The following is a 19,190-nucleotide window of genomic DNA, read 5'->3' as shown; positions in this document are numbered from 1 at the left end:
ATTGGAAGGTAGCCACCGACCAATGTCAATCAAATACTTAATTTATTTAAATTTAAAGGAGGATTTTCCTAATGGCTAAAGAAAAATTTGACCGTTCAAAACCCCATGTTAACATCGGAACTATCGGACACGTTGACCATGGTAAAACTACATTAACAGCAGCAATCACAACTGTACTTGCGAAAGCAGGCGGCGGTGAAGCTCGTGGATATGACCAAATCGATGCTGCTCCAGAAGAAAGAGAACGTGGTATCACAATCTCTACTGCACACGTTGAGTACGAAACTGAAAACCGTCACTATGCACACGTTGACTGCCCAGGTCACGCTGACTATGTTAAAAACATGATCACTGGTGCTGCACAAATGGACGGCGGTATCCTGGTAGTATCTGCTGCTGATGGCCCAATGCCACAAACTCGTGAGCACATCCTTCTTTCTCGTCAAGTAGGTGTACCTTACCTTGTTGTATTCATGAACAAATGTGACATGGTAGACGACGAAGAATTACTTGAATTAGTAGAAATGGAAGTTCGTGACCTTCTTTCTGAATATGAATTCCCTGGTGACGATATTCCTGTAATTAAAGGTTCTGCGCTTAAAGCTCTTGAAGGAGATGCTGCGTGGGAAGAAAAAATCATTGAATTAATGGCAGCAGTTGATGAGTATATCCCAACTCCAACTCGTGACACTGAAAAACCATTCATGATGCCAGTTGAGGATGTATTCTCAATCACTGGTCGTGGTACTGTTGCTACAGGTCGTGTTGAGCGTGGACAAGTTAAAGTCGGTGATACTATCGAAATCATCGGTCTTGCTGAAGAACCAAAATCAACTACTGTAACAGGTGTTGAAATGTTCCGTAAGCTTCTTGATTATGCTGAAGCAGGAGATAACATTGGTGCTCTTCTTCGTGGTGTTGCACGTGAAGATATCCAACGTGGTCAAGTATTAGCTAAACCAGCTTCAATCACTCCACACGTAAAGTTCAAAGCTGAAGTTTACGTTTTATCTAAAGAAGAAGGTGGACGTCACACTCCATTCTTCACAAACTACCGTCCTCAGTTCTACTTCCGTACAACTGATGTAACTGGTATTTGTAACCTTCCTGAAGGTGTAGAAATGGTTATGCCTGGAGATAACATCGAAATGAACGTTGAACTTATCTCTCCAATCGCTATCGAAGAAGGTACTAAATTCTCTATCCGTGAGGGTGGACGTACTGTAGGCGCTGGCGTAGTTGCTACAATCGTTGAGTAATAACTTTTGATTTAATATATTTGAAGGGGACGCCTTTCATAGAAAAAGCAGTCGGGACGCCGGCTGCTTTTTCTTTATGCCTTTTTTTACAAAAATCATGAAGAGGCGTGGACATTAAAGTATCTTGCTTCGGGATGTGAAAACACCATTGCTGTAACAGAAGCTTCAGGTTCCATCATAAAACCCTCTGTTAATTCGATATCAATATCCTCTGGTTTTATAAGACGAAATAACTTTGCTTGATCTTCTAAATTTGGGCAAGCTGGATAACCGAATGAAAAGCGTTGTCCTTGATATTTCGCTGCAAAACGGTCCTCCATCGTCATTGTTGGATGATCTGGGAAGCCCCATTTATCTCTAATCTGTCGATGAATATACTCAGCGAGTCCCTCAGCTGTTTCTAAAGCAAGTGCTTGCAATGCATGACTTTCTAGAAACCTGCCTTCCTCTTTTAAATGTGTAGCTGCTTGTCGTATTCCCTTTCCAGCTGTTACAGCAAAAAAACATACATAGTCTGTTTGCTTTTCTCTTAGGTAATCAGCAAGACAAAGATTTTTCCCTTTTTCTTGTCGAGGGAATGCAAATTTTTCAATAGCACGTTCGTCTTTATCTAATATTATGACACCATTTCCATTAGCCCTTGCTTTGAAAAATTGGTAGGTAGCCTTTGCTTGTATCCAGTTATTTTTAATGATTTCATGAATCAGTGAGTCTAGCATGAAATTCACCTTTTCCAGTTTTTCATTCATGAGCTCCCTTTTTTGATTCTTAACCCCAAGATGATATAGCAGCATTTTTCGGTTTATATATGGTTCAATATGGTGGAAAGAGAGATTTGTAATTAAATGTCTCTTTAAGTCTTGCGGTTGAAAAATAGGAGCTTCTTGAACGGTTTTCACTGCAACGGTTGGTTGTTTTGGATATTTTTTGATCAATGAATCTTCTTCCGTGATTATTTGTGCCGCTCTCGAGATTTGTGCTTGAAATAATTCATGATAGCGACTTGGTTCTCGGATATCATTAGCTAAACTGAGACCGGTCATTGCATCTTTTGCATATAAGACGAGGCCTTTATAGTTAGGTGCGATTTTATTATTCGTAAATTTGCGAGATAAGGCCGCTCCACCGACCATAATGGGGGTTTGAATATGGGCATCCTGTAAGTCCTTTGCCGTTAAAGCCATTTGTTGTGCGGATTTTACGAGTAAGCCAGAGAGCCCAATTATGTCGGGGTTTTCCTTCCGAATGGCTGCGATAAGATCAGCAGAAGAGACTTTTATTCCAAGATCAATGGTTTCAAATCCATTGTTAGAGAGAATAATATCTACGAGATTCTTGCCAATATCATGGACATCCCCTTTGACGGTAGCAAGTAAAACTTTTCCCTTACTTGTAGATGTTTGTTGATCATTTTCCATATAAGGTTCTAAAAAGGCGACTGATGCTTTCATCACTTCTGCACTTTGTAAGACCTCTGCAACAATTAATTGATTATCATTAAATAATCTACCTACTTCTGCCATGCCATTCATTAATGGTCCGTTGATGATATCTAATGGACTTGGGTATTTCACTAACGCTTTTTCTAAATCTGGGAGGAGGCCTTCTTTTGTTCCTTCTATAATATAGTGTGATAAACGTTCTTCTAATGATAGTAAATGGGTTTCGATCCTTTTTTCTTTCTTCTTATCACGATAAAAGTCAGTAAAGTCAGCTAAAATGTTATCGTTTGTTTGAAAGAGAAGCTTTTCTGCTAATTCAACTTCATCTTTAGGGATGCTGGGGAAGCGCTCTAGCCTTTCGGTATTGACGATTGCATAGTCTAGTCCGGCTTTCGTGCAATGAAAAAGGAAGACTGAATTTAAAATTTCTCTCCCCACATTTGGGAGACCAAAGGACACATTACTAATGCCTAGAATCGTTTTCGCCTCGGGCAGAGCTTCTTTAATAAGTTTAATACCAAGTACTGTTTCTTTAGCTGAACCAATATATTGTTCATCTCCAGTGCCGACAGGAAAAACGAGAGGGTCGAAGATAATATCCTCTGGAGGTACTTGATACTGCTCAACGAGGATGTGATAGGCCCGATTAGCTATAGCTAGCTTATTTTCAGCTGTGATGGCCATGCCTTCCTCATCAATGGTACCGACAACAATGGCGGCTCCGTACTGATGAATAAGCTTGGCAGCAAAGGCAAATCGCTCTTCCCCATCTTCTAAGTTAATCGAATTGATTATAGCTTTGCCTTGAGAGTAAGTGAGTGCTTTAGCGATAACTTCATCGTCAGTTGAATCAATGACTAAAGGAACTTTGATCTTTTTCGTTACTTCCGCTAAAAAATAGTCCATATCTTCTATCTCATTACGATCAGGGTCAGCGAGACATATATCAATGACGCTTGCTCCGTTTTTAACTTGAGCTCTAGCTATTTCTGATGCTTCTTCATACTTTCCTTCATTAATCAAGCGTTTGAATTTTTTCGAGCCAATGACATTTGTCCGCTCCCCAACCATAATCGGCCTAATAGACTCATCATAGGTAAGGGGCTCGATACCAGATAGTTTATGCTGTCTCTTTTTTGTAATGGGACGGGGTGGCACATGGGCTAATGCTTGACTAATTGCTCTGATATGCGCTGGTGTGGTACCACAACAACCACCGACGATATTCACCCACCCCTGTTTGGCAAAATCCAAAAGTTTTGTAGACAGAGATTCTGCTGTTTCGTGATAACAACCGTCTTCATCTGGTAAACCTGCATTAGGATAACAGCTCACGCCAGTTGAAGAGAGTTGGGCAAGAGAGCGAATATGCTCTTGCATAAATTCCGGTCCAGTTGCGCAGTTGAGCCCAACAGCTATTGGTTTCATATGCTCTACGGAAATGTAAAAAGCTTCGATGTTTTGCCCTGCCAAAGTCGTGCCCATCGGCTCAATTGTCCCTGAAATCATAATAGGGAGTTCTTTCTTTGTATCCTGAAAGGCTTTGTTAATTCCTAGAAAAGCTGCTTTTACATTGAGGAGATCTTGACTTGTTTCTATCAATAATAAATCTACACCACCATCAATAAGGCCTTTCGCTTGTGTACGATAATCAATGACTAATTGCTCAAAAGTTGTTCCGCCGGTGACGCTTAATGTCTTAGTGGTTGGCCCCATTGATCCAGCTACATAACGGGGATGATTAGGCTGGTCGTATTTATGGGCTGCTTTTATAGCGATTTCAGCAGCTCTACGGTTTAACCATTCACTTAAATGGCCAATATTGTATTCTTCTAAAACGATACGCGTCGCTCCGAATGTATTTGTTTCAATGATATCTGCCCCTGCTGAAAGATAAGCTTCATGAATGGATTGAATCAATTCAGGCCGCGTAAGTGTGAGGTGTTCATTGCATCCTTCTAAATCCTCACCACCAAAATCATCTGCTGTTAGATGGGCTTCTTGTAGCATGGTACCCATTGCTCCATCCATGATTAAAATCTTTTTTTTCATTTGTTTAGTGATGGATACTTTTGACATAATGATGCTCCTTCTGTCGATCTTTTCTTTTAATATAATTGGTCAGTTCAGTTGTAAGTTGATATCTAAGGAAAGGGGTAACAAGATAGATGCCTTGAAAGAGTTCTAAGCTTGCATCGATTAACTCCTTTGTAATTAATAAGCCTTCTTTCTCAGCTTGAATCGGGTTAACCGCTTTTGCCATTCTGTCGCGGATTATTTGTGTAATTTTGATACCAGGCACTTCGTTATGAAGATACTCTGCATTTTTACTGCTAATCAGTGGCATCATTCCGATGAAAATAGGTGTGGAAAGATGCTTAGTTGCTTCATGGATCTCCAATAGTTGTGTTACCGAAAAAACGGGCTGTGACACGAAATAATCAGCGCCTGCTTTTATTTTCCTTTCAAGTCGGATAACTGCTTTGTCCAATGCTTTTACATGAGGGTTAAACGCTGCCCCGACAGAAAAGACGGCATTTTCACCAAGTTCAGAGCCTGAAGGGGAGATTCCTTCATTAAATTGTTTAATCATTTCTATTAATTCAAAGGAAGATAAATCAAATACAGATGAAGCGCCTGGGAAATTACCAACCCTTGCCGGATCTCCTGTAATAGCTAAAATATCATGCAACCCTAATGTATGGAGGCCCATGAGATGTGATTGTAAGCCGATTAAGTTTCGGTCTCTACAGGAGAGGTGAACAAGTGGCCGGACGTTTGTTTCTTTTTGGATGATATGTGCTAGCGCTTCATTTGCAATTCGCGGTGTGGCAAGTGAGTTATCTGCGAGTGTGATTGCATCAACCCCAGCATCTTTTAAGGCTCTGGCCCCTTCAAAAAATTTAGCAGTTGATAGCTTCTTAGGTGGGTCTAGTTCGACGATGATGGTGCGTTTCTCTTGTACAAGTGTCTCTAATGGTGTATTGGTACGTTTGATCGTCATTCTCTCTATTTTAGGTTTCTTTCTATTAGTTACTTGTTTTTCAAGAATAGGTACAGCATGTTTAACTTCATCGGCAAATGCTTTAATATGGCCAGGTGTTGTTCCGCAGCAGCCGCCAAGCAGTCGAACACCTTGTTTAAGGAAGGACTGCGCTGATTTTCTAAAATAGTCTTCGCCCTCCTTATATTGAATCGTCCCATCGATATAGGCAGGTAGACTTGCATTTGGATATACAGATAGAAACGCGTGTTGAGGTAATTCAACGGAGGAGAGTGTTTCTAACATATGATGTGGCCCTAAACGGCAGTTTACTCCGACAACATCTGCCCTGTTAGCTTCTAATCTTTTTATAGCGTCATTAATTAACATCCCATTTTGTAAAATAGCGATTTCTTGTAAAGACACTTGTGCAATAATTGGTATATCCGTTTCTTTTCGGGCAATAGAGAGAACTGTTTCGAGTTCTTCTAAATCATAAAATGTTTCAAGAAGGAGCCCATCTACGCCTTCTAACAATAAGCAGTATAGCTGTTCGCGAAAGTTACGTTTAATTTCATCTAGAGGGATAGCGAGGGGGGTTAATCCTCTTACACCTCCAATTGTGCCAAGCACATATGCCTGATGTTCTTGAATACTAGACCGTGCCAGTTTAACAGCCGCGCTATTAATTTCTTTGACTGAATCCTCTAGGCCGTATCGTTTCAATTTTAAATAATTCGCAGCATAGGAATTTGTTTGAATTAAATCAGCACCTGCATGGAGATAAGCTTGATGAATGCCCTGAATTTGTTCCGGTGCTGAGAGGTTCAACTCTTCAAAACATGTATCCGTACCATAAGAGTAAAGAAGTGTACCGATCGCACCGTCACCAATTAATACTTGGTTCTTCATTTTTTCAAGAAAGTTCAAAGGTCTCACTCCTTCAATTCATATTTTTTGAATTCAATGGATGAGAAGCCAAAAAGAAAATAAAAAAGGCCTTCAAGAAGAAGGCCTATTATTATAGTCATCTTCTCATCTTTCAAGCACATAGCTTGTAGGAATTAGCACCTTTTCAATAGCGATTTACTATTGATGGTTGCTGAGGTGTCATCGGGCCTTTCCCTCAACCTCTCGTGATAAGAAATAAAAATATTTTATTGAGTAAAATTTACATGAAAGGGCCTATATTTGTCAAATGAAAATTTAGAAAATTTGAAAATAATAACATGAATAGGTGTTAATTTAGAAAGTGCTGTAAAGAGGAAGATATACTTGAAAACACTATTCACAGCAGTTATAATGTTAAAAGTGTGCAGAACAGAGAGAAACGCAATCAATGGTTGCATTTGTTATGTCTTTTCTGTATAATAGACAATGTTGGTCTTTGACTGCGATGAAGTGAAAGGTTGCTGACACACCCGGCCGCTTTGCCATGGCGAGTGTGTGGGAAATTTTCACGGAGAATGTCTATATGAAAATAGGCGAAAAGGAGGGAAAATAATGGCAAAACAAAAAATTCGTATTCGTTTAAAAGCTTATGATCACAGAATTCTTGATCAATCTGCTGAAAAAATCGTTGAAACTGCAAAACGCTCTGGTGCGGCTGTATCTGGTCCAATTCCATTGCCAACTGAAAAGTCAGTTTACACAATTCTTCGTGCGGTGCATAAATATAAAGATTCTCGTGAGCAATTCGAAATGCGTACACACAAACGTTTAATCGACATCATTAATCCAACACCACAAACAGTCGATTCATTAATGCGTTTAGACTTACCATCTGGTGTTGATATTGAAATTAAACTTTAATTAATACATTAAAACAATCTAGGAGGTGTGACTGAAATGACCAAAGGAATCTTAGGAAGAAAGATTGGTATGACTCAAGTATTTGCTGAAAACGGTGATCTTATCCCGGTAACAGTGGTTGAAGCTACTCCAAACGTTGTTCTTCAAAAGAAATCAGTTGATACTGATGGATACGAAGCAATCCAAATCGGTTTTGAAGATAAACGCGAAAAGCTTTCAAACAAACCGGAAAAAGGACACGCTGCTAAAGCTGATACTACTCCTAAGCGCTTCGTTCGCGAATTACGCGGAGCTGACTTAGCTGAGTATGAAGTTGGTCAGGAAGTCAAAGTTGATATTTTCGCTGAAGGTGAAAAAATTGATGTAACAGGAATTTCAAAAGGTAAAGGTTTCCAAGGTGCAATTAAACGCCACGGACAATCTCGCGGACCAATGGCACACGGTTCACGTTACCACCGTCGCCCAGGTTCAATGGGTCCTGTTGCTCCAAACCGCGTATTTAAAGGTAAATTATTACCTGGTCGCATGGGCGGAGAACAAATCACTGTACAAAACCTTGAAATCGTAAAAGTAGATGCAGAACGCAATCTTCTATTAGTAAAAGGTAATGTACCTGGCTCTAAAAAAGCGCTTCTAAAACTAGTAAGTGCGGTTAAAGCAAAGTAATAACCCGGAAAGGAGGAAGTAAGAATGCCTAAAGTTGCATTATTAAACCAAAGTGGTTCACAAGTTGGCGATATTGAGCTGAACGACTCAATCTTTGGTATCGAGCCAAACAACCACGTGATGTTTGAAGCTGTTATTATGCAAAGAGCTTCTCTACGTCAAGGAACTCATAAAACTAAAATTCGTTCTGAAGTAGCTGGCGGAGGACGTAAACCATGGCGTCAAAAAGGCACAGGTCGTGCTCGTCAAGGTTCAATTCGTTCACCACAATGGCGCGGAGGCGGTACTGTATTTGGTCCTGTACCACGCAGCTATAGCTACAAATTACCTAAAAAAGTTCGTCGCTTAGCTATCAAATCAGCGTTATCTACTAAAGTTGCGGAAGAGAACATTCTAGTATTAGAAACTCTATCTTTCGAAGCTCCAAAAACAAAAGACTTTAAAGGTCTACTTAAAGGTCTTTCTGTAGATTCTAAAGCGTTAATCGTAACTGCAGACATCGATGAAAACGTAGCATTATCTGCTCGTAACATCCCTGGAGTAACAGTTGTTACTGCTAACGGAATCAGCGTATTAGACGTTTTAAATCATGATAAATTGATCATGACGAAGCAAGCGGTCGAAAAAGTAGAGGAGGTGCTTGCATAATGGATGCACGCGATATCATTAAGCGCCCCGTTATCACTGAACGTTCTACTGACATCATGGCTGACAAAAAATATACATTTGAAGTTGATGTAAGAGCTAATAAAACTCAAGTTAAAGATGCTGTTCAAGAAATCTTTGATGTAAAAGTTGAAAAAGTGAACATCATGAACTACAAAGGTAAATTCAAGCGCATGGGTAAATTCGGTGGTTATACAAACAAACGCCGTAAAGCGATTGTTAAACTAACTGCTGACAGCAAAGAAATCGAAATCTTTGAAGCTTAATTTCTAACAAGAAGAGGAGGGAAATCAAATGGCGATTAAAAAATACAAACCTACCTCTAATGGTCGTCGCGGCATGACGGTATCTGATTTCGCAGAAATCACTACAGACAAACCAGAAAAATCTTTGCTTGCTCCAGTAAAGCGCAAAGGTGGCCGTAACAACCAAGGTAAGTTGACAGTTCGTCATCAAGGCGGCGGTCATAAACGTCAATATCGTATCATCGACTTCAAACGTGACAAAGATGGAATACCAGGTCGCGTTGCTACAGTCGAGTATGATCCAAACCGCTCAGCTAACATTGCACTAATTAACTATGTAGATGGAGAAAAGCGTTACATCCTAGCTCCTAAGACTCTTAAAGTAGGCGCAGAAGTAATGTCTGGTCCTGAAGCAGATATCAAAGTAGGTAATGCATTACCACTTACAAACATTCCTGTGGGTACTGTAATCCACAACATCGAACTTAAACCTGGTAAAGGTGGACAGTTAGTACGTTCTGCTGGAACAAGTGCACAAGTACTTGGTAAAGAAGGTAAATACGTATTAGTACGCTTAAACTCTGGTGAAGTTCGTATGATTCTTGCTACTTGCCGCGCTACTGTAGGTCAAGTTGGTAACGAACAACACGAATTGATTAACATCGGTAAAGCCGGTCGTTCTCGTTGGTTAGGTAAACGCCCAACTGTACGTGGATCTGTTATGAACCCTAACGATCACCCACACGGTGGTGGTGAAGGTAAAGCGCCTATCGGTCGTAAATCACCTATGTCTCCTTGGGGTAAACCAACTCTTGGATACAAAACACGTAAGAAAAACAATCAATCTGATAAATTTATCGTACGTCGTCGTAAAAAATAACGGGATTGAACTACGGTTCCAAAGAAGGGCCGTAGAACAATCACGAAGGGAGGTTCAATCATGGGTCGCAGCTTAAAAAAAGGACCTTTTGTTGACGAACATTTAATGACAAAGATCGAAAAGTTAAATGAAACTGATGGCAAGCAAGTAGTGAAGACTTGGTCTCGCCGTTCTACGATCTTCCCACAATTCATCGGACACACTATCGCAGTGTATGATGGTCGCAAACATGTGCCTGTTTATGTTACTGAAGATATGGTAGGCCACAAACTTGGAGAATTTGCTCCAACACGTGCATACAAAGGCCATGGTAATGATGATAAGAAAACAAGACGTTAATGAGAGGAGGGCATTATAATGCAAGCTAAAGCTGTTGCAAGAACAGTTCGTATTGCTCCTCGTAAAGCTCGTTTAGTCGTAGATTTAATTCGAGGTAAGCAAGTAGGTGAAGCGGTAGCGATTTTAAATCTAACTCCAAAAGCTGCTTCTCCAATCGTAGAAAAAGTATTAAAATCTGCACTAGCTAACGCAGAGCACAACTACGAAATGGACGTTAATAATCTAGTAGTTGAGCAAGCATTTGTTGACGAAGGACCAACTTTAAAACGTTTCCGTCCACGTGCACAAGGTCGTGCTAGCGCAATCAACAAACGCACAAGTCACATCACAATCGTTGTATCAGAAAAGAAGGAGGGATAATCTGTGGGTCAAAAAGTAAATCCAGTCGGTTTGCGTATCGGTGTCATCCGTGATTGGGAGTCAAAATGGTACGCAGGTAAAGACTACGCTGATCTTTTACACGAAGACCTGAAAGTTCGTGAGTACATCACAAAACGCTTAAGCGATGCATCTGTTTCTAAAGTAGAAATCGAACGTGCAGCTAACCGCTTAAATATCACAGTCCATACTGCAAAACCAGGAATGGTTATCGGTAAAGGTGGTACTGAGGTAGAAGCGTTGCGTAAAGCACTTAACGCACTTACTGGCAAACGTGTTCACATCAATATTCTTGAAATCAAAAAAGCTGACATCGACGCGAAATTAGTAGCGGAAAACATTGCTCGTCAATTGGAAAACCGCGTATCATTCCGTCGTGCTCAAAAACAAACTATTCAACGTGCTATGCGCGCAGGAGCGAAAGGTATCAAAACAATGGTATCTGGACGTCTTGGCGGTGCTGATATCGCTCGTTCTGAATCTTATAGCGAAGGAACTGTACCACTTCATACTCTTCGTGCTGACATTGATTATGCTACAGCAGAAGCAGATACGACTTACGGTAAGTTAGGCGTAAAAGTATGGATCTATCGTGGAGAGGTGCTTCCTACAAAGAAGAATAATGGGGAAGGAGGCAAATAATATGCTATTGCCAAAACGCGTAAAATATCGTCGTGTACACCGTGGAAAAATGCGCGGTCAAGCAAAAGGTGGTACTGAAGTAACATTCGGTGAATATGGTCTACAAGCTCAAGATGCTTCTTGGATCACTAACCGTCAAATCGAATCTGCCCGTATTGCAATGACTCGTTACATGAAACGTGGCGGTAAAGTTTGGATTAAAATATTCCCGCATAAGCCATACACTGCTAAGCCTCTTGAAGTCCGAATGGGTTCTGGTAAGGGTGCTCCTGAAGGATGGGTTGCAGTTGTTAAGCCTGGTAAAGTAATGTTTGAAATTGCAGGTGTATCTGAAGAGATCGCTCGTGAAGCGCTACGTCTTGCAGCACACAAACTTCCAGTTAAATGTAAGTTTGTAAAACGAGAAGAAATTGGTGGTGAATCAAATGAAAGCTAATGAAATTCGTGACCTTACCACTGCCGAAATAGAACAAAAAGTGAAATCATTAAAAGAAGAGCTTTTTAATCTACGCTTTCAATTGGCGACTGGACAACTGGAAAACACAGCTCGCATCCGTGAAGTGCGTAAAGCAATTGCTCGTATGAAAACTGTTATCCGTGAAAGAGAAATTGGTTTTAGCAAGTGATATTGAGAGGAGGTTCGCACAATGAGTGAACGTAACCAACGCAAAGTATACTCTGGACGCGTTGTTTCAGACAAAATGGATAAAACTGTTACTGTTTTAGTCGAAACATACAAAAAGCATCCATTATACGGCAAACGCGTAAAGTACTCTAAAAAGTTTAAAGCTCATGATGAGCACAATGAAGCAAAAATCGGCGATATCGTTCGTATCATGGAAACTCGCCCATTATCTGCGACTAAACGCTTCCGTCTAGTTGAAGTTGTTGAGAAAGCAGTTATTATCTAATTGTTCGGAAATATGTTTGATCCCGAAGGGAGGTTACACAGATGATTCAACAAGAATCACGTTTAAAAGTTGCTGATAACTCTGGTGCTCGTGAAGTACTTACAATTAAAGTTTTAGGTGGATCAGGCCGTAAAACTGCTAACATTGGTGATGTAATTGTTTGCACAGTGAAACAAGCAACACCAGGTGGCGTTGTTAAAAAAGGTGATGTTGTTAAAGCTGTTGTCGTTCGTACAAAGAGTGGCGTTCGTCGTAAAGATGGCACATACATCCGTTTTGATGAAAACGCATGTGTAATTATTCGTGACGATAAAGGTCCTCGTGGTACACGTATCTTTGGACCAGTTGCTCGTGAACTACGCGAGAACAACTTCATGAAAATCGTATCATTAGCTCCAGAAGTACTATAAAAATTAAACAAAATGCCTTTAAGGAGGTGCACACAGATGCATGTAAAAAAAGGTGATAAAGTAATGGTCATCTCTGGTAAGGATAAAGGCAAATCAGGCGTTATTCTTGCTGCTTACCCAAAACAAGAACGCGTTCTTGTAGAAGGTGTTAATATCGTAAAGAAACACGCTAAACCATCTAACTTGAATCCTCAAGGTGGAATCCTTAGCCAAGAAGCACCTATTCATGTATCAAACGTTATGCCGGTTGACCCTAAATCTGGTGAACCAACTCGCGTAGGCTATCAAACGGTTGATGGGAAAAAAGTGCGTGTAGCAAAAAAATCAGGTGAATCTTTAGATAAATAGATCAATGAAGAAGGGAGGTACAATCGATGAACCGCCTAAAAGAAAAACATGTAAAAGAAATTACTCCTGCTCTTGTGAGCAAGTTTAACTATAAATCAGTAATGCAAGTACCAAAACTTGAAAAAATCGTTATCAACATGGGTGTGGGTGATGCAGTGCAAAACTCTAAAGCATTAGATAATGCTGTTGAGGAATTAACACTACTTGCAGGTCAAAAACCTGTTATCACTCGCGCGAAAAAATCAATCGCTGGCTTCCGCTTACGTGAAGGTATGCCAATCGGAGCGAAAGTTACTTTACGTGGAGAACGCATGTACGAATTCTTCGATAAATTAGTATCTGTTTCTCTTCCACGTGTACGTGACTTCCGTGGTATTTCTAAAAAGTCTTTCGACGGACGCGGAAATTACACACTTGGTATTAAAGAGCAATTGATCTTCCCTGAGATCGATTACGATAAAGTAAGCAAAGTTCGTGGTATGGATATCGTTATCGTAACAACTGCCAATACTGATGAAGAAGCTCGTGAACTTTTAACACAATTTGGAATGCCATTCCAAAAGTAATCGTTAATTAGAGGGAGGCGAAAACGTGGCTAAAAAGTCAATGATTGCGAAACAAAAACGCACGCCTAAATACAAGGTACAAGAATATACACGTTGCGAACGTTGTGGACGTCCACATTCTGTATACCGTAAATTTAAGCTTTGCCGTATTTGTTTCCGTGAATTAGCATATAAAGGACAAATTCCTGGCGTTAAAAAAGCTAGCTGGTAAACCCAAAGTTAGGGAAGGAGGTAAAAACAATGGTCATGACAGATCCAATTGCAGATTTGCTAACTCGCATCCGTAATGCGAACATGGTTCGTCACGAAAAATTAGAAGTTCCTGCTTCTAATATTAAAAAAGAAGTTGCTGAAATCCTTAAGCGTGAAGGCTTCGTACGTGATGTAGAGTTTATCGAAGATAACAAGCAAGGCATTATCCGCATTTTCTTAAAATACGGTGCTAAAAATGAGCGTGTAATCACAGGATTAAAACGTATCAGTAAACCTGGTCTTCGTGTTTATGCTAAAGCTGATGAGGTACCACGCGTACTTAACGGTCTTGGTATCGCACTCGTTTCTACTTCTCAAGGCGTTCTTACAGACAAAGAAGCTCGCGCGAAACAAGTAGGCGGAGAAGTACTAGCGTACGTTTGGTAATATAGTTTCAGAAAGAATGGAGGTGCAATAAATGTCCCGTATAGGTAAAAAACCAATTGAAATCCCTAGTGGAGTAACTGTAACTGTTGATGAAAATCATCACGTTATTGTAAAGGGTCCTAAAGGTGAGCTTTCTCACACTTTTAATAAAGATATCGCAATTAACATCGAAGAGAACGTAATCAACATCGTGCGTCCTTCTGATCAAAAAGAACACCGTGCGCTTCATGGTACAACTCGTGCTTTGATCGCAAACATGGTTGAAGGTGTATCTAAAGGCTTCGAAAAAGGCTTAGAACTTATCGGTGTCGGTTACCGTGCCCAAAAACAAGGTAAAAAGCTTGTATTGAACGTTGGATACTCTCACCCAGTTGAAATCGAACCTGAAGAAGGTATCGAAATCGAAGTACCAGCTAATACGAAAGTAGTAGTAAAAGGTGCAAGTAAAGAACGTGTAGGCGCTTTAGCGGCTAACATTCGTGACGTTCGTCCTCCAGAACCTTACAAAGGAAAAGGTATTAGGTATGAAGGAGAATATGTTCGTCGTAAAGAAGGTAAAACAGGTAAGTAATGCTGCATAGCTAAACGAAAGGAGTGACCGAAATGATTACGAAGGCTGATAAAAATGCAGTGCGTAAGAAAAGACACGCTCGCGTAAGATCTAAACTTTCTGGCACTGCGGCTCGTCCTCGTCTAAATGTGTATCGCTCAAACAAGCACATTTATGCACAATTAATTGACGATGTGAACGGAGTAACTCTTGCTAGCGCGTCTACACAAGACAAAGAAGCTGGTATTGAAGCTACAGGCAACGTTGATGCGGCTGTTAAAGTCGGCGAATTAATCGCTAAACGTGCGGAAGCAAAAGGATTGAAATCAATCGTATTTGACCGTGGAGGATACTTATATCATGGTCGTGTTAAAGCGTTAGCAGATGCTGCTCGCGAAAACGGGTTAGAATTTTAATAGACAAAGGAGGGACATATAGAATGCGTCGTATTGATCCAAACAAACTTGAACTTGAAGAGCGCGTAGTTACGGTAAACCGTGTAGCTAAGGTTGTTAAAGGTGGACGTCGTTTCAGATTCTCTGCTCTTGTAGTAGTTGGAGATAAAAACGGTAACGTTGGCTTTGGTACAGGTAAAGCTCAAGAGGTACCAGAAGCTATTCGCAAAGCAATTGAAGATGCGAAGAAAAACTTAATTGAAGTTCCTATGGTTGGAACAACAATTCCTCACGAAGTAATCGGTCACTTCGGAGCTGGCGAAATTCTTCTAAAACCTGCCTATGAAGGTACAGGAGTTATCGCTGGTGGACCTGTTCGTGCGGTACTAGAGTTAGCGGGTGTAGGCGATATCCTTTCTAAATCATTGGGTACAAACACACCAATTAACATGGTTCGCGCAACACTAGATGGTCTACAACAATTAAAACGTGCTGAAGACGTAGCTAAGTTACGTGGTTTATCAGTAGAAGAACTGTTAGGATAAGGAGGGAAATCAAATGGCGAATAAACTAGAAGTTACCCTCACTCGCAGTGTGATTGGTCGCCCTGAGGACCAACGCCAAACAGTCAAAGCTCTTGGATTACGCAAAATGCACCAAACAGTTGAGCACCAAGACAATCCTGCCATCCGTGGTATGATTAATAAAGTTGCTCATCTTGTAACGGTAACTGAAAAATAATTTTCGATCTTCTACAAAATAAGGAGGTGCCAACATGAAACTTCATGAATTAAAACCTGCAGAAGGTTCACGTCAAGAACGTAAACGCAAAGGTCGCGGTATTGGTTCAGGTAACGGTAAAACTGCTGGTAAGGGACATAAAGGTCAAAATGCTCGTTCTGGCGGCGGCGTACGTCCTGGATTCGAAGGTGGTCAAACACCTTTATTCAGACGCTTACCAAAACGCGGATTCACTAACATTAACCGTAAAGAATATGCGGTAGTTAATCTTGACGCACTTAATCGTTTTGAAGATGGAGCGGAAATTACTCCAGAGCTTCTTATTGAAACGGGTGTTGTAAGTAACGAAAAAGCAGGAATCAAAGTTCTTGCTAAAGGCAACGTAGAGAAAAAGCTTACAGTGAAAGCTCATAAATTCTCTGCTGCGGCTAAAGAAGCAATCGAAGCTGCCGGCGGTAAAGCCGAGGTGATCTAATGCTTCAGACAATCTCCAATTTTATGCGCGTGGGTGACATAAGAAGAAAGATTATTTTCACCCTATTAATGTTAATTGTATTTCGCATCGGCACATTTATCCCCGTTCCAGGGGTGAATGCACAAATTTTACAGTCACAGGATCAAATGAGTGTATTTGGTGTCTTGAATGTATTTGGTGGCGGTGCGTTATTAAACTTCTCAATTCTTGCGATGGGAATCATGCCGTATATTACAGCATCAATCATTGTTCAGTTACTACAAATGGATGTTGTGCCGAAATTTACGGAATGGGCTAAGCAAGGTGAGGCAGGTCGTCGTAAACTAGCTCAGTTTACACGATACTTTACTATCGTGCTTGGTTTTATCCAAGCTCTTGGTATGTCTTACGGGTTTAATAATCTTGCTGGTGGCATGTTAATTGAAAATCAGGGTATTGGCTCTTATTTATTAATTGCTACAGTATTAACTGCAGGAACTGCTTTTTTAATGTGGTTAGGGGAGCAAATTACGGAAAAAGGTGTTGGTAATGGTATCTCTATTATTATCTTCGCTGGAATTGTTGCCGGTATTCCTTCCATCGCTAACCAAATTTATGCGCAGCAAATTGAAGGTGCTGGAGATCAATTATTCCTACGTATCGTAACCCTCGTACTTATCGTGCTTGCGGTTATTGCTATTGTAGTTGGAACAATCTTTATCCAACAGGCATTAAGAAAAATTCCAGTACAATATGCAAAACGTGCATCAGCAGGTAAGACGCCAGTAGGTGTTCAAAACACTCATTTACCTTTAAAAGTAAATGCTGCAGGTGTTATCCCTGTTATCTTTGCGATTTCATTTATCATTACACCACGAACGATTGCAGGCTTTTTTGAATCGAACAGTGTAACGACTTGGATCCAGAAGATATTTGATTATACTGAGCCAATCGGTATGGTCATCTATGCTGCATTAATTATTGCTTTCACATATTTCTATGCATTCATTCAAGTAAACCCAGAGAAAGTCTCTGATAACTTGAAGAATCAAGGTGGTTATGTACCAGGTATCCGTCCTGGTAAAAACACACAGGAATATTTAACGAAAGTTTTATATCGTTTAACTTTTGTTGGTGCTCTTTTCTTAACAGCAATTGCAATCATTCCAATGTTCTTCATTAATGTTGCAGGGCTACCAGAAACTGCTCAAATCGGTGGAACAAGCTTACTAATCGTGATTGGTGTAGCTCTTGACACTTACAAGCAGTTAGAGTCTCAGCTAGTTAAACGTCATTATAAAGGTTTTATCAAATAGAAAGGTTTAAGGGGACAATTGTTCCCTCAAACCCTAATAGAATAGGGGGGAATTCACTTGAATCTTGTATTAATGGGGCTCCCTGGTGCCGGTAAAGGTACACAAGCAGAAAGAATTGTTGAAAAGTACGGTATTCCGCATATCTCTACTGGAGACATGTTCCGTGCCGCGATTAAAGAAGAAACTGCTCTAGGTTTAGAGGCAAAATCTTTTATGGATAAAGGTGAACTTGTGCCAGACGAAGTAACAATTGGTATTGTTAGAGAACGTCTTGGTAAACCCGATTGCGAAAAAGGTTTTCTTTTAGATGGTTTCCCTAGAACCGTTGCTCAAGCGGATGCTTTAGAAAATATTCTTTCTGATCTATCAAGAAAAATTGATTACGTTATTAATATTGATGTTGATCAAGAGATTTTGATGGAAAGGCTAACTGGCCGCAGAATTTGTAAATCTTGTGGGGCAACATATCATCTTGTATTTAATCCTCCAGCTAAAGAGGGCGAATGTGACCGCTGTGGTGGAGAATTATATCAACGCGAAGATGATAATGAAGCAACTGTTAAAAATAGACTTGACGTAAACATTAAGCAAACAAAACCTTTGCTTGATTTCTATGAAAATAAAGGCTATTTACGTAACATTAACGGTCAACAAGAAATTGGTAAAGTATTTACTGATCTAGATAGTCTTTTAAGAGGCTTACAATCATGATCATAAGCAAAACTCAGCGTGAAATCGATATTATGCGAGAAGCTGGTAGAATTGTCGCTTTAACACATGAGGAATTAAAAAAGCATATCACTCCGGGAATAACGACAAGAGAATTAGATCGTCTTGCTGAGGATTTTATTCTCAAATGTGGTGCCGTCTCATCTTTTAAAGGATATAACGGATTTCCAGGTAGTATATGTACATCTGTGAACGAAAAGCTAGTTCACGGGATTCCTGATGATAATAGCTTAAACGATGGTGATATCATCAGTATTGATATAGGTGCAAAATATAACGGTTATCACGGTGATTCTGCCTGGACCTACGCAGTAGGGGCAATTGATGAACAATCAAAAGCGTTGCTTGAAGTTACTGAGCAGTCATTATATGAAGGCTTAAAACAAGCAAAGCCAGGTGTACGCTTATCGAACATCTCTCATGCAATCCAAACATATGCGGAAGGCAAAGGCTTTTCCATTGTACGAGAATATGTCGGACATGGGGTAGGGCAAGACTTACATGAGGAACCACAGATTCCACATTTTGGTCCCCCGAATAAAGGGCCTCTATTAAAACCAGGTATGGTATTAGCGATTGAACCGATGGTAAATATCGGTAGTAGATATGTATCAACGCTATCTGATCAATGGACAGTCGTAACAGTCGATGGTAAGCGTTGTGCCCATTTCGAACATACAATAGCGATTACTGAAACTGGTTATGAAATACTTACTGTAAAATAACAGTAAAACTTTTCTAAAATACTCCGTTTCTAACTCATTTTTCTTTTTACTATAAGGAGACGTCAAACTCTTTTTATGTTATAATCAGAAGGTT

27 protein-coding genes and 1 riboswitch are annotated in these 19,190 nt (G+C 40.2%); of the genes, 25 read left to right on the top strand and 2 right to left on the bottom strand.

Features of this window, described 5'->3' with window-relative positions; all coding sequences use genetic code 11:
* Nucleotides 1–71: 71 nt before the first annotated feature.
* Nucleotides 72–1,259, top strand: coding sequence for an elongation factor Tu (tuf, locus tag H9655_RS19430; RefSeq protein ID WP_095371226.1), 1,188 nt, complete (start codon nucleotides 72–74; stop codon nucleotides 1,257–1,259).
* Between the two features lie 95 nt (nucleotides 1,260–1,354).
* On the opposite strand, the gene metH is transcribed toward tuf, so the two are convergent.
* Together metH and H9655_RS19420 are read right to left on the bottom strand one after the other, a co-directional pair.
* Nucleotides 1,355–4,780, bottom strand: a complete 3,426-nt coding sequence (metH, locus tag H9655_RS19425) for a methionine synthase (protein WP_191816893.1) — start codon at nucleotides 4,778–4,780, stop codon at nucleotides 1,355–1,357.
* Entirely contained in the window at nucleotides 4,758–6,614 is a 1,857-nt protein-coding gene (locus H9655_RS19420) for a bifunctional homocysteine S-methyltransferase/methylenetetrahydrofolate reductase (RefSeq protein WP_191816892.1), read from the bottom strand. The genes metH and H9655_RS19420 overlap by 23 nt, the downstream gene beginning before the upstream one ends.
* Before the next feature lie 102 nt (nucleotides 6,615–6,716).
* A riboswitch (SAM riboswitch) is annotated at nucleotides 6,717–6,830 on the bottom strand.
* A gap of 357 nt (nucleotides 6,831–7,187) precedes the next feature.
* Here H9655_RS19420 and rpsJ point away from each other — a divergent pair.
* From rpsJ to map, 24 genes are read left to right on the top strand one after another with little or no spacing between them, the layout of a single operon-like run.
* Nucleotides 7,188–7,496, top strand: a complete 309-nt coding sequence (gene rpsJ, locus H9655_RS19415; protein WP_003348621.1) for a 30S ribosomal protein S10 — start codon at nucleotides 7,188–7,190, stop codon at nucleotides 7,494–7,496.
* Nucleotides 7,497–7,532: 36 nt separating this feature from the next.
* Entirely contained in the window at nucleotides 7,533–8,162 is a 630-nt protein-coding gene (gene rplC, locus H9655_RS19410) for a 50S ribosomal protein L3 (protein ID WP_095371223.1), read from the top strand.
* 24 nt (nucleotides 8,163–8,186) lie between these two features.
* Nucleotides 8,187–8,810 (top strand): 50S ribosomal protein L4, encoded by a 624-nt coding sequence (rplD, locus tag H9655_RS19405; protein WP_095371222.1) that lies wholly within the window; start codon nucleotides 8,187–8,189, stop codon nucleotides 8,808–8,810.
* Entirely contained in the window at nucleotides 8,810–9,094 is a 285-nt protein-coding gene (gene rplW, locus H9655_RS19400) for a 50S ribosomal protein L23 (protein WP_095371221.1), read from the top strand. Before rplD ends, rplW begins: the two co-directional genes overlap by 1 nt.
* A gap of 28 nt (nucleotides 9,095–9,122) precedes the next feature.
* A complete protein-coding gene (rplB, locus tag H9655_RS19395; RefSeq protein WP_095371220.1) occupies nucleotides 9,123–9,953 on the top strand; it encodes a 50S ribosomal protein L2 in 831 nt (276 codons plus the stop codon).
* A 60-nt stretch (nucleotides 9,954–10,013) separates the two neighbouring features.
* A complete protein-coding gene (gene rpsS / locus H9655_RS19390; RefSeq protein ID WP_095371219.1) occupies nucleotides 10,014–10,292 on the top strand; it encodes a 30S ribosomal protein S19 in 279 nt (92 codons plus the stop codon).
* Between the two features lie 18 nt (nucleotides 10,293–10,310).
* Nucleotides 10,311–10,652, top strand: a complete 342-nt coding sequence (gene rplV / locus H9655_RS19385) for a 50S ribosomal protein L22 (protein ID WP_095371218.1) — start codon at nucleotides 10,311–10,313, stop codon at nucleotides 10,650–10,652.
* A 3-nt stretch (nucleotides 10,653–10,655) separates the two neighbouring features.
* A complete protein-coding gene (gene rpsC, locus H9655_RS19380; protein WP_095371217.1) occupies nucleotides 10,656–11,312 on the top strand; it encodes a 30S ribosomal protein S3 in 657 nt (218 codons plus the stop codon).
* A gap of 1 nt (nucleotide 11,313) precedes the next feature.
* Entirely contained in the window at nucleotides 11,314–11,748 is a 435-nt protein-coding gene (gene rplP, locus H9655_RS19375) for a 50S ribosomal protein L16 (protein WP_095371216.1), read from the top strand.
* Nucleotides 11,738–11,938, top strand: coding sequence for a 50S ribosomal protein L29 (rpmC, locus tag H9655_RS19370; protein WP_009336588.1), 201 nt, complete (start codon nucleotides 11,738–11,740; stop codon nucleotides 11,936–11,938). Before rplP ends, rpmC begins: the two co-directional genes overlap by 11 nt.
* 21 nt (nucleotides 11,939–11,959) lie before the next feature.
* Nucleotides 11,960–12,223, top strand: a complete 264-nt coding sequence (gene rpsQ, locus H9655_RS19365; RefSeq protein ID WP_191816891.1) for a 30S ribosomal protein S17 — start codon at nucleotides 11,960–11,962, stop codon at nucleotides 12,221–12,223.
* 41 nt (nucleotides 12,224–12,264) lie between these two features.
* Nucleotides 12,265–12,633: a 50S ribosomal protein L14 gene (gene rplN / locus H9655_RS19360; RefSeq protein ID WP_095371214.1), complete on the top strand. Its 369-nt coding sequence runs from the start codon at nucleotides 12,265–12,267 to the stop codon at nucleotides 12,631–12,633.
* A gap of 36 nt (nucleotides 12,634–12,669) precedes the next feature.
* Complete coding sequence (gene rplX, locus H9655_RS19355; RefSeq protein ID WP_095371213.1) at nucleotides 12,670–12,981, top strand: 50S ribosomal protein L24; 312 nt, start codon at nucleotides 12,670–12,672, stop codon at nucleotides 12,979–12,981.
* 26 nt (nucleotides 12,982–13,007) lie between these two features.
* Nucleotides 13,008–13,547 (top strand): 50S ribosomal protein L5, encoded by a 540-nt coding sequence (rplE, locus tag H9655_RS19350; protein ID WP_191816890.1) that lies wholly within the window; start codon nucleotides 13,008–13,010, stop codon nucleotides 13,545–13,547.
* A gap of 25 nt (nucleotides 13,548–13,572) precedes the next feature.
* Nucleotides 13,573–13,758 carry a 30S ribosomal protein S14 gene (gene rpsN, locus H9655_RS19345; RefSeq protein WP_009499044.1) on the top strand — a complete coding sequence of 62 codons (186 nt, stop codon included), beginning with the start codon at nucleotides 13,573–13,575 and terminating at the stop codon, nucleotides 13,756–13,758.
* Between the two features lie 29 nt (nucleotides 13,759–13,787).
* A complete protein-coding gene (gene rpsH, locus H9655_RS19340) occupies nucleotides 13,788–14,186 on the top strand; it encodes a 30S ribosomal protein S8 (protein WP_095371211.1) in 399 nt (132 codons plus the stop codon).
* Between the two features lie 31 nt (nucleotides 14,187–14,217).
* Nucleotides 14,218–14,757 (top strand): 50S ribosomal protein L6, encoded by a 540-nt coding sequence (gene rplF, locus H9655_RS19335; protein WP_191816889.1) that lies wholly within the window; start codon nucleotides 14,218–14,220, stop codon nucleotides 14,755–14,757.
* Nucleotides 14,758–14,789: 32 nt separating this feature from the next.
* Nucleotides 14,790–15,152 carry a 50S ribosomal protein L18 gene (rplR, locus tag H9655_RS19330; RefSeq protein ID WP_191816888.1) on the top strand — a complete coding sequence of 121 codons (363 nt, stop codon included), beginning with the start codon at nucleotides 14,790–14,792 and terminating at the stop codon, nucleotides 15,150–15,152.
* 23 nt (nucleotides 15,153–15,175) lie between these two features.
* A complete protein-coding gene (gene rpsE / locus H9655_RS19325) occupies nucleotides 15,176–15,676 on the top strand; it encodes a 30S ribosomal protein S5 (protein WP_095371208.1) in 501 nt (166 codons plus the stop codon).
* A 13-nt stretch (nucleotides 15,677–15,689) separates the two neighbouring features.
* Nucleotides 15,690–15,872, top strand: a complete 183-nt coding sequence (gene rpmD / locus H9655_RS19320; protein ID WP_191816887.1) for a 50S ribosomal protein L30 — start codon at nucleotides 15,690–15,692, stop codon at nucleotides 15,870–15,872.
* Nucleotides 15,873–15,906: 34 nt separating this feature from the next.
* Nucleotides 15,907–16,347 carry a 50S ribosomal protein L15 gene (gene rplO / locus H9655_RS19315; RefSeq protein ID WP_191816886.1) on the top strand — a complete coding sequence of 147 codons (441 nt, stop codon included), beginning with the start codon at nucleotides 15,907–15,909 and terminating at the stop codon, nucleotides 16,345–16,347.
* Nucleotides 16,347–17,642, top strand: coding sequence for a preprotein translocase subunit SecY (gene secY / locus H9655_RS19310; RefSeq protein WP_191816885.1), 1,296 nt, complete (start codon nucleotides 16,347–16,349; stop codon nucleotides 17,640–17,642). The genes rplO and secY overlap by 1 nt, the downstream gene beginning before the upstream one ends.
* Nucleotides 17,643–17,699: 57 nt before the next feature.
* The gene (locus tag H9655_RS19305; RefSeq protein ID WP_191816884.1) at nucleotides 17,700–18,353 is read left to right on the top strand and encodes an adenylate kinase; all 654 of its coding nucleotides are present in this window, start codon (nucleotides 17,700–17,702) and stop codon (nucleotides 18,351–18,353) included.
* Nucleotides 18,350–19,096 (top strand): type I methionyl aminopeptidase, encoded by a 747-nt coding sequence (gene map, locus H9655_RS19300; protein WP_191816883.1) that lies wholly within the window; start codon nucleotides 18,350–18,352, stop codon nucleotides 19,094–19,096. Before H9655_RS19305 ends, map begins: the two co-directional genes overlap by 4 nt.
* Nucleotides 19,097–19,190: the final 94 nt, after the last annotated feature.

Source organism: Cytobacillus stercorigallinarum (genome assembly GCF_014836495.1).
Taxonomy (GTDB): domain Bacteria; phylum Bacillota; class Bacilli; order Bacillales; family Cytobacillaceae; genus Cytobacillus; species Cytobacillus stercorigallinarum.
Note: the sequence above shows the minus strand (reverse complement) of the source record. Positions and strands in the feature narration are given on the sequence as shown.

Bases quoted from the DNA above. Each gene is read 5' to 3' on its own strand.
- rpmC (WP_009336588.1), top strand. From the start codon at position 11,738: ATGAAAGCTAATGAAATTCGTGACCTTACCACTGCCGAAATAGAACAA.
- rpsE (WP_095371208.1), top strand. From the start codon at position 15,176: ATGCGTCGTATTGATCCAAACAAACTTGAACTTGAAGAGCGCGTAGTT.
- rplC (WP_095371223.1), top strand. From the start codon at position 7,533: ATGACCAAAGGAATCTTAGGAAGAAAGATTGGTATGACTCAAGTATTT.
- rplP (WP_095371216.1), top strand. From the start codon at position 11,314: ATGCTATTGCCAAAACGCGTAAAATATCGTCGTGTACACCGTGGAAAA.
- rplW (WP_095371221.1), top strand. From the start codon at position 8,810: ATGGATGCACGCGATATCATTAAGCGCCCCGTTATCACTGAACGTTCT.
- secY (WP_191816885.1), top strand. From the start codon at position 16,347: ATGCTTCAGACAATCTCCAATTTTATGCGCGTGGGTGACATAAGAAGA.
- rplE (WP_191816890.1), top strand. From the start codon at position 13,008: ATGAACCGCCTAAAAGAAAAACATGTAAAAGAAATTACTCCTGCTCTT.
- rplV (WP_095371218.1), top strand. From the start codon at position 10,311: ATGCAAGCTAAAGCTGTTGCAAGAACAGTTCGTATTGCTCCTCGTAAA.
- rplD (WP_095371222.1), top strand. From the start codon at position 8,187: ATGCCTAAAGTTGCATTATTAAACCAAAGTGGTTCACAAGTTGGCGAT.
- rpsH (WP_095371211.1), top strand. From the start codon at position 13,788: ATGGTCATGACAGATCCAATTGCAGATTTGCTAACTCGCATCCGTAAT.
- tuf (WP_095371226.1), top strand. From the start codon at position 72: ATGGCTAAAGAAAAATTTGACCGTTCAAAACCCCATGTTAACATCGGA.
- rpmD (WP_191816887.1), top strand. From the start codon at position 15,690: ATGGCGAATAAACTAGAAGTTACCCTCACTCGCAGTGTGATTGGTCGC.
- rplB (WP_095371220.1), top strand. From the start codon at position 9,123: ATGGCGATTAAAAAATACAAACCTACCTCTAATGGTCGTCGCGGCATG.
- rpsJ (WP_003348621.1), top strand. From the start codon at position 7,188: ATGGCAAAACAAAAAATTCGTATTCGTTTAAAAGCTTATGATCACAGA.
- rplN (WP_095371214.1), top strand. From the start codon at position 12,265: ATGATTCAACAAGAATCACGTTTAAAAGTTGCTGATAACTCTGGTGCT.
- rpsS (WP_095371219.1), top strand. From the start codon at position 10,014: ATGGGTCGCAGCTTAAAAAAAGGACCTTTTGTTGACGAACATTTAATG.
- rplX (WP_095371213.1), top strand. From the start codon at position 12,670: ATGCATGTAAAAAAAGGTGATAAAGTAATGGTCATCTCTGGTAAGGAT.
- map (WP_191816883.1), top strand. From the start codon at position 18,350: ATGATCATAAGCAAAACTCAGCGTGAAATCGATATTATGCGAGAAGCT.
- rplF (WP_191816889.1), top strand. From the start codon at position 14,218: ATGTCCCGTATAGGTAAAAAACCAATTGAAATCCCTAGTGGAGTAACT.
- rplR (WP_191816888.1), top strand. From the start codon at position 14,790: ATGATTACGAAGGCTGATAAAAATGCAGTGCGTAAGAAAAGACACGCT.
- metH (WP_191816893.1), bottom strand. From the start codon at position 4,780: ATGTCAAAAGTATCCATCACTAAACAAATGAAAAAAAAGATTTTAATC.
- rplO (WP_191816886.1), top strand. From the start codon at position 15,907: ATGAAACTTCATGAATTAAAACCTGCAGAAGGTTCACGTCAAGAACGT.
- rpsQ (WP_191816891.1), top strand. From the start codon at position 11,960: ATGAGTGAACGTAACCAACGCAAAGTATACTCTGGACGCGTTGTTTCA.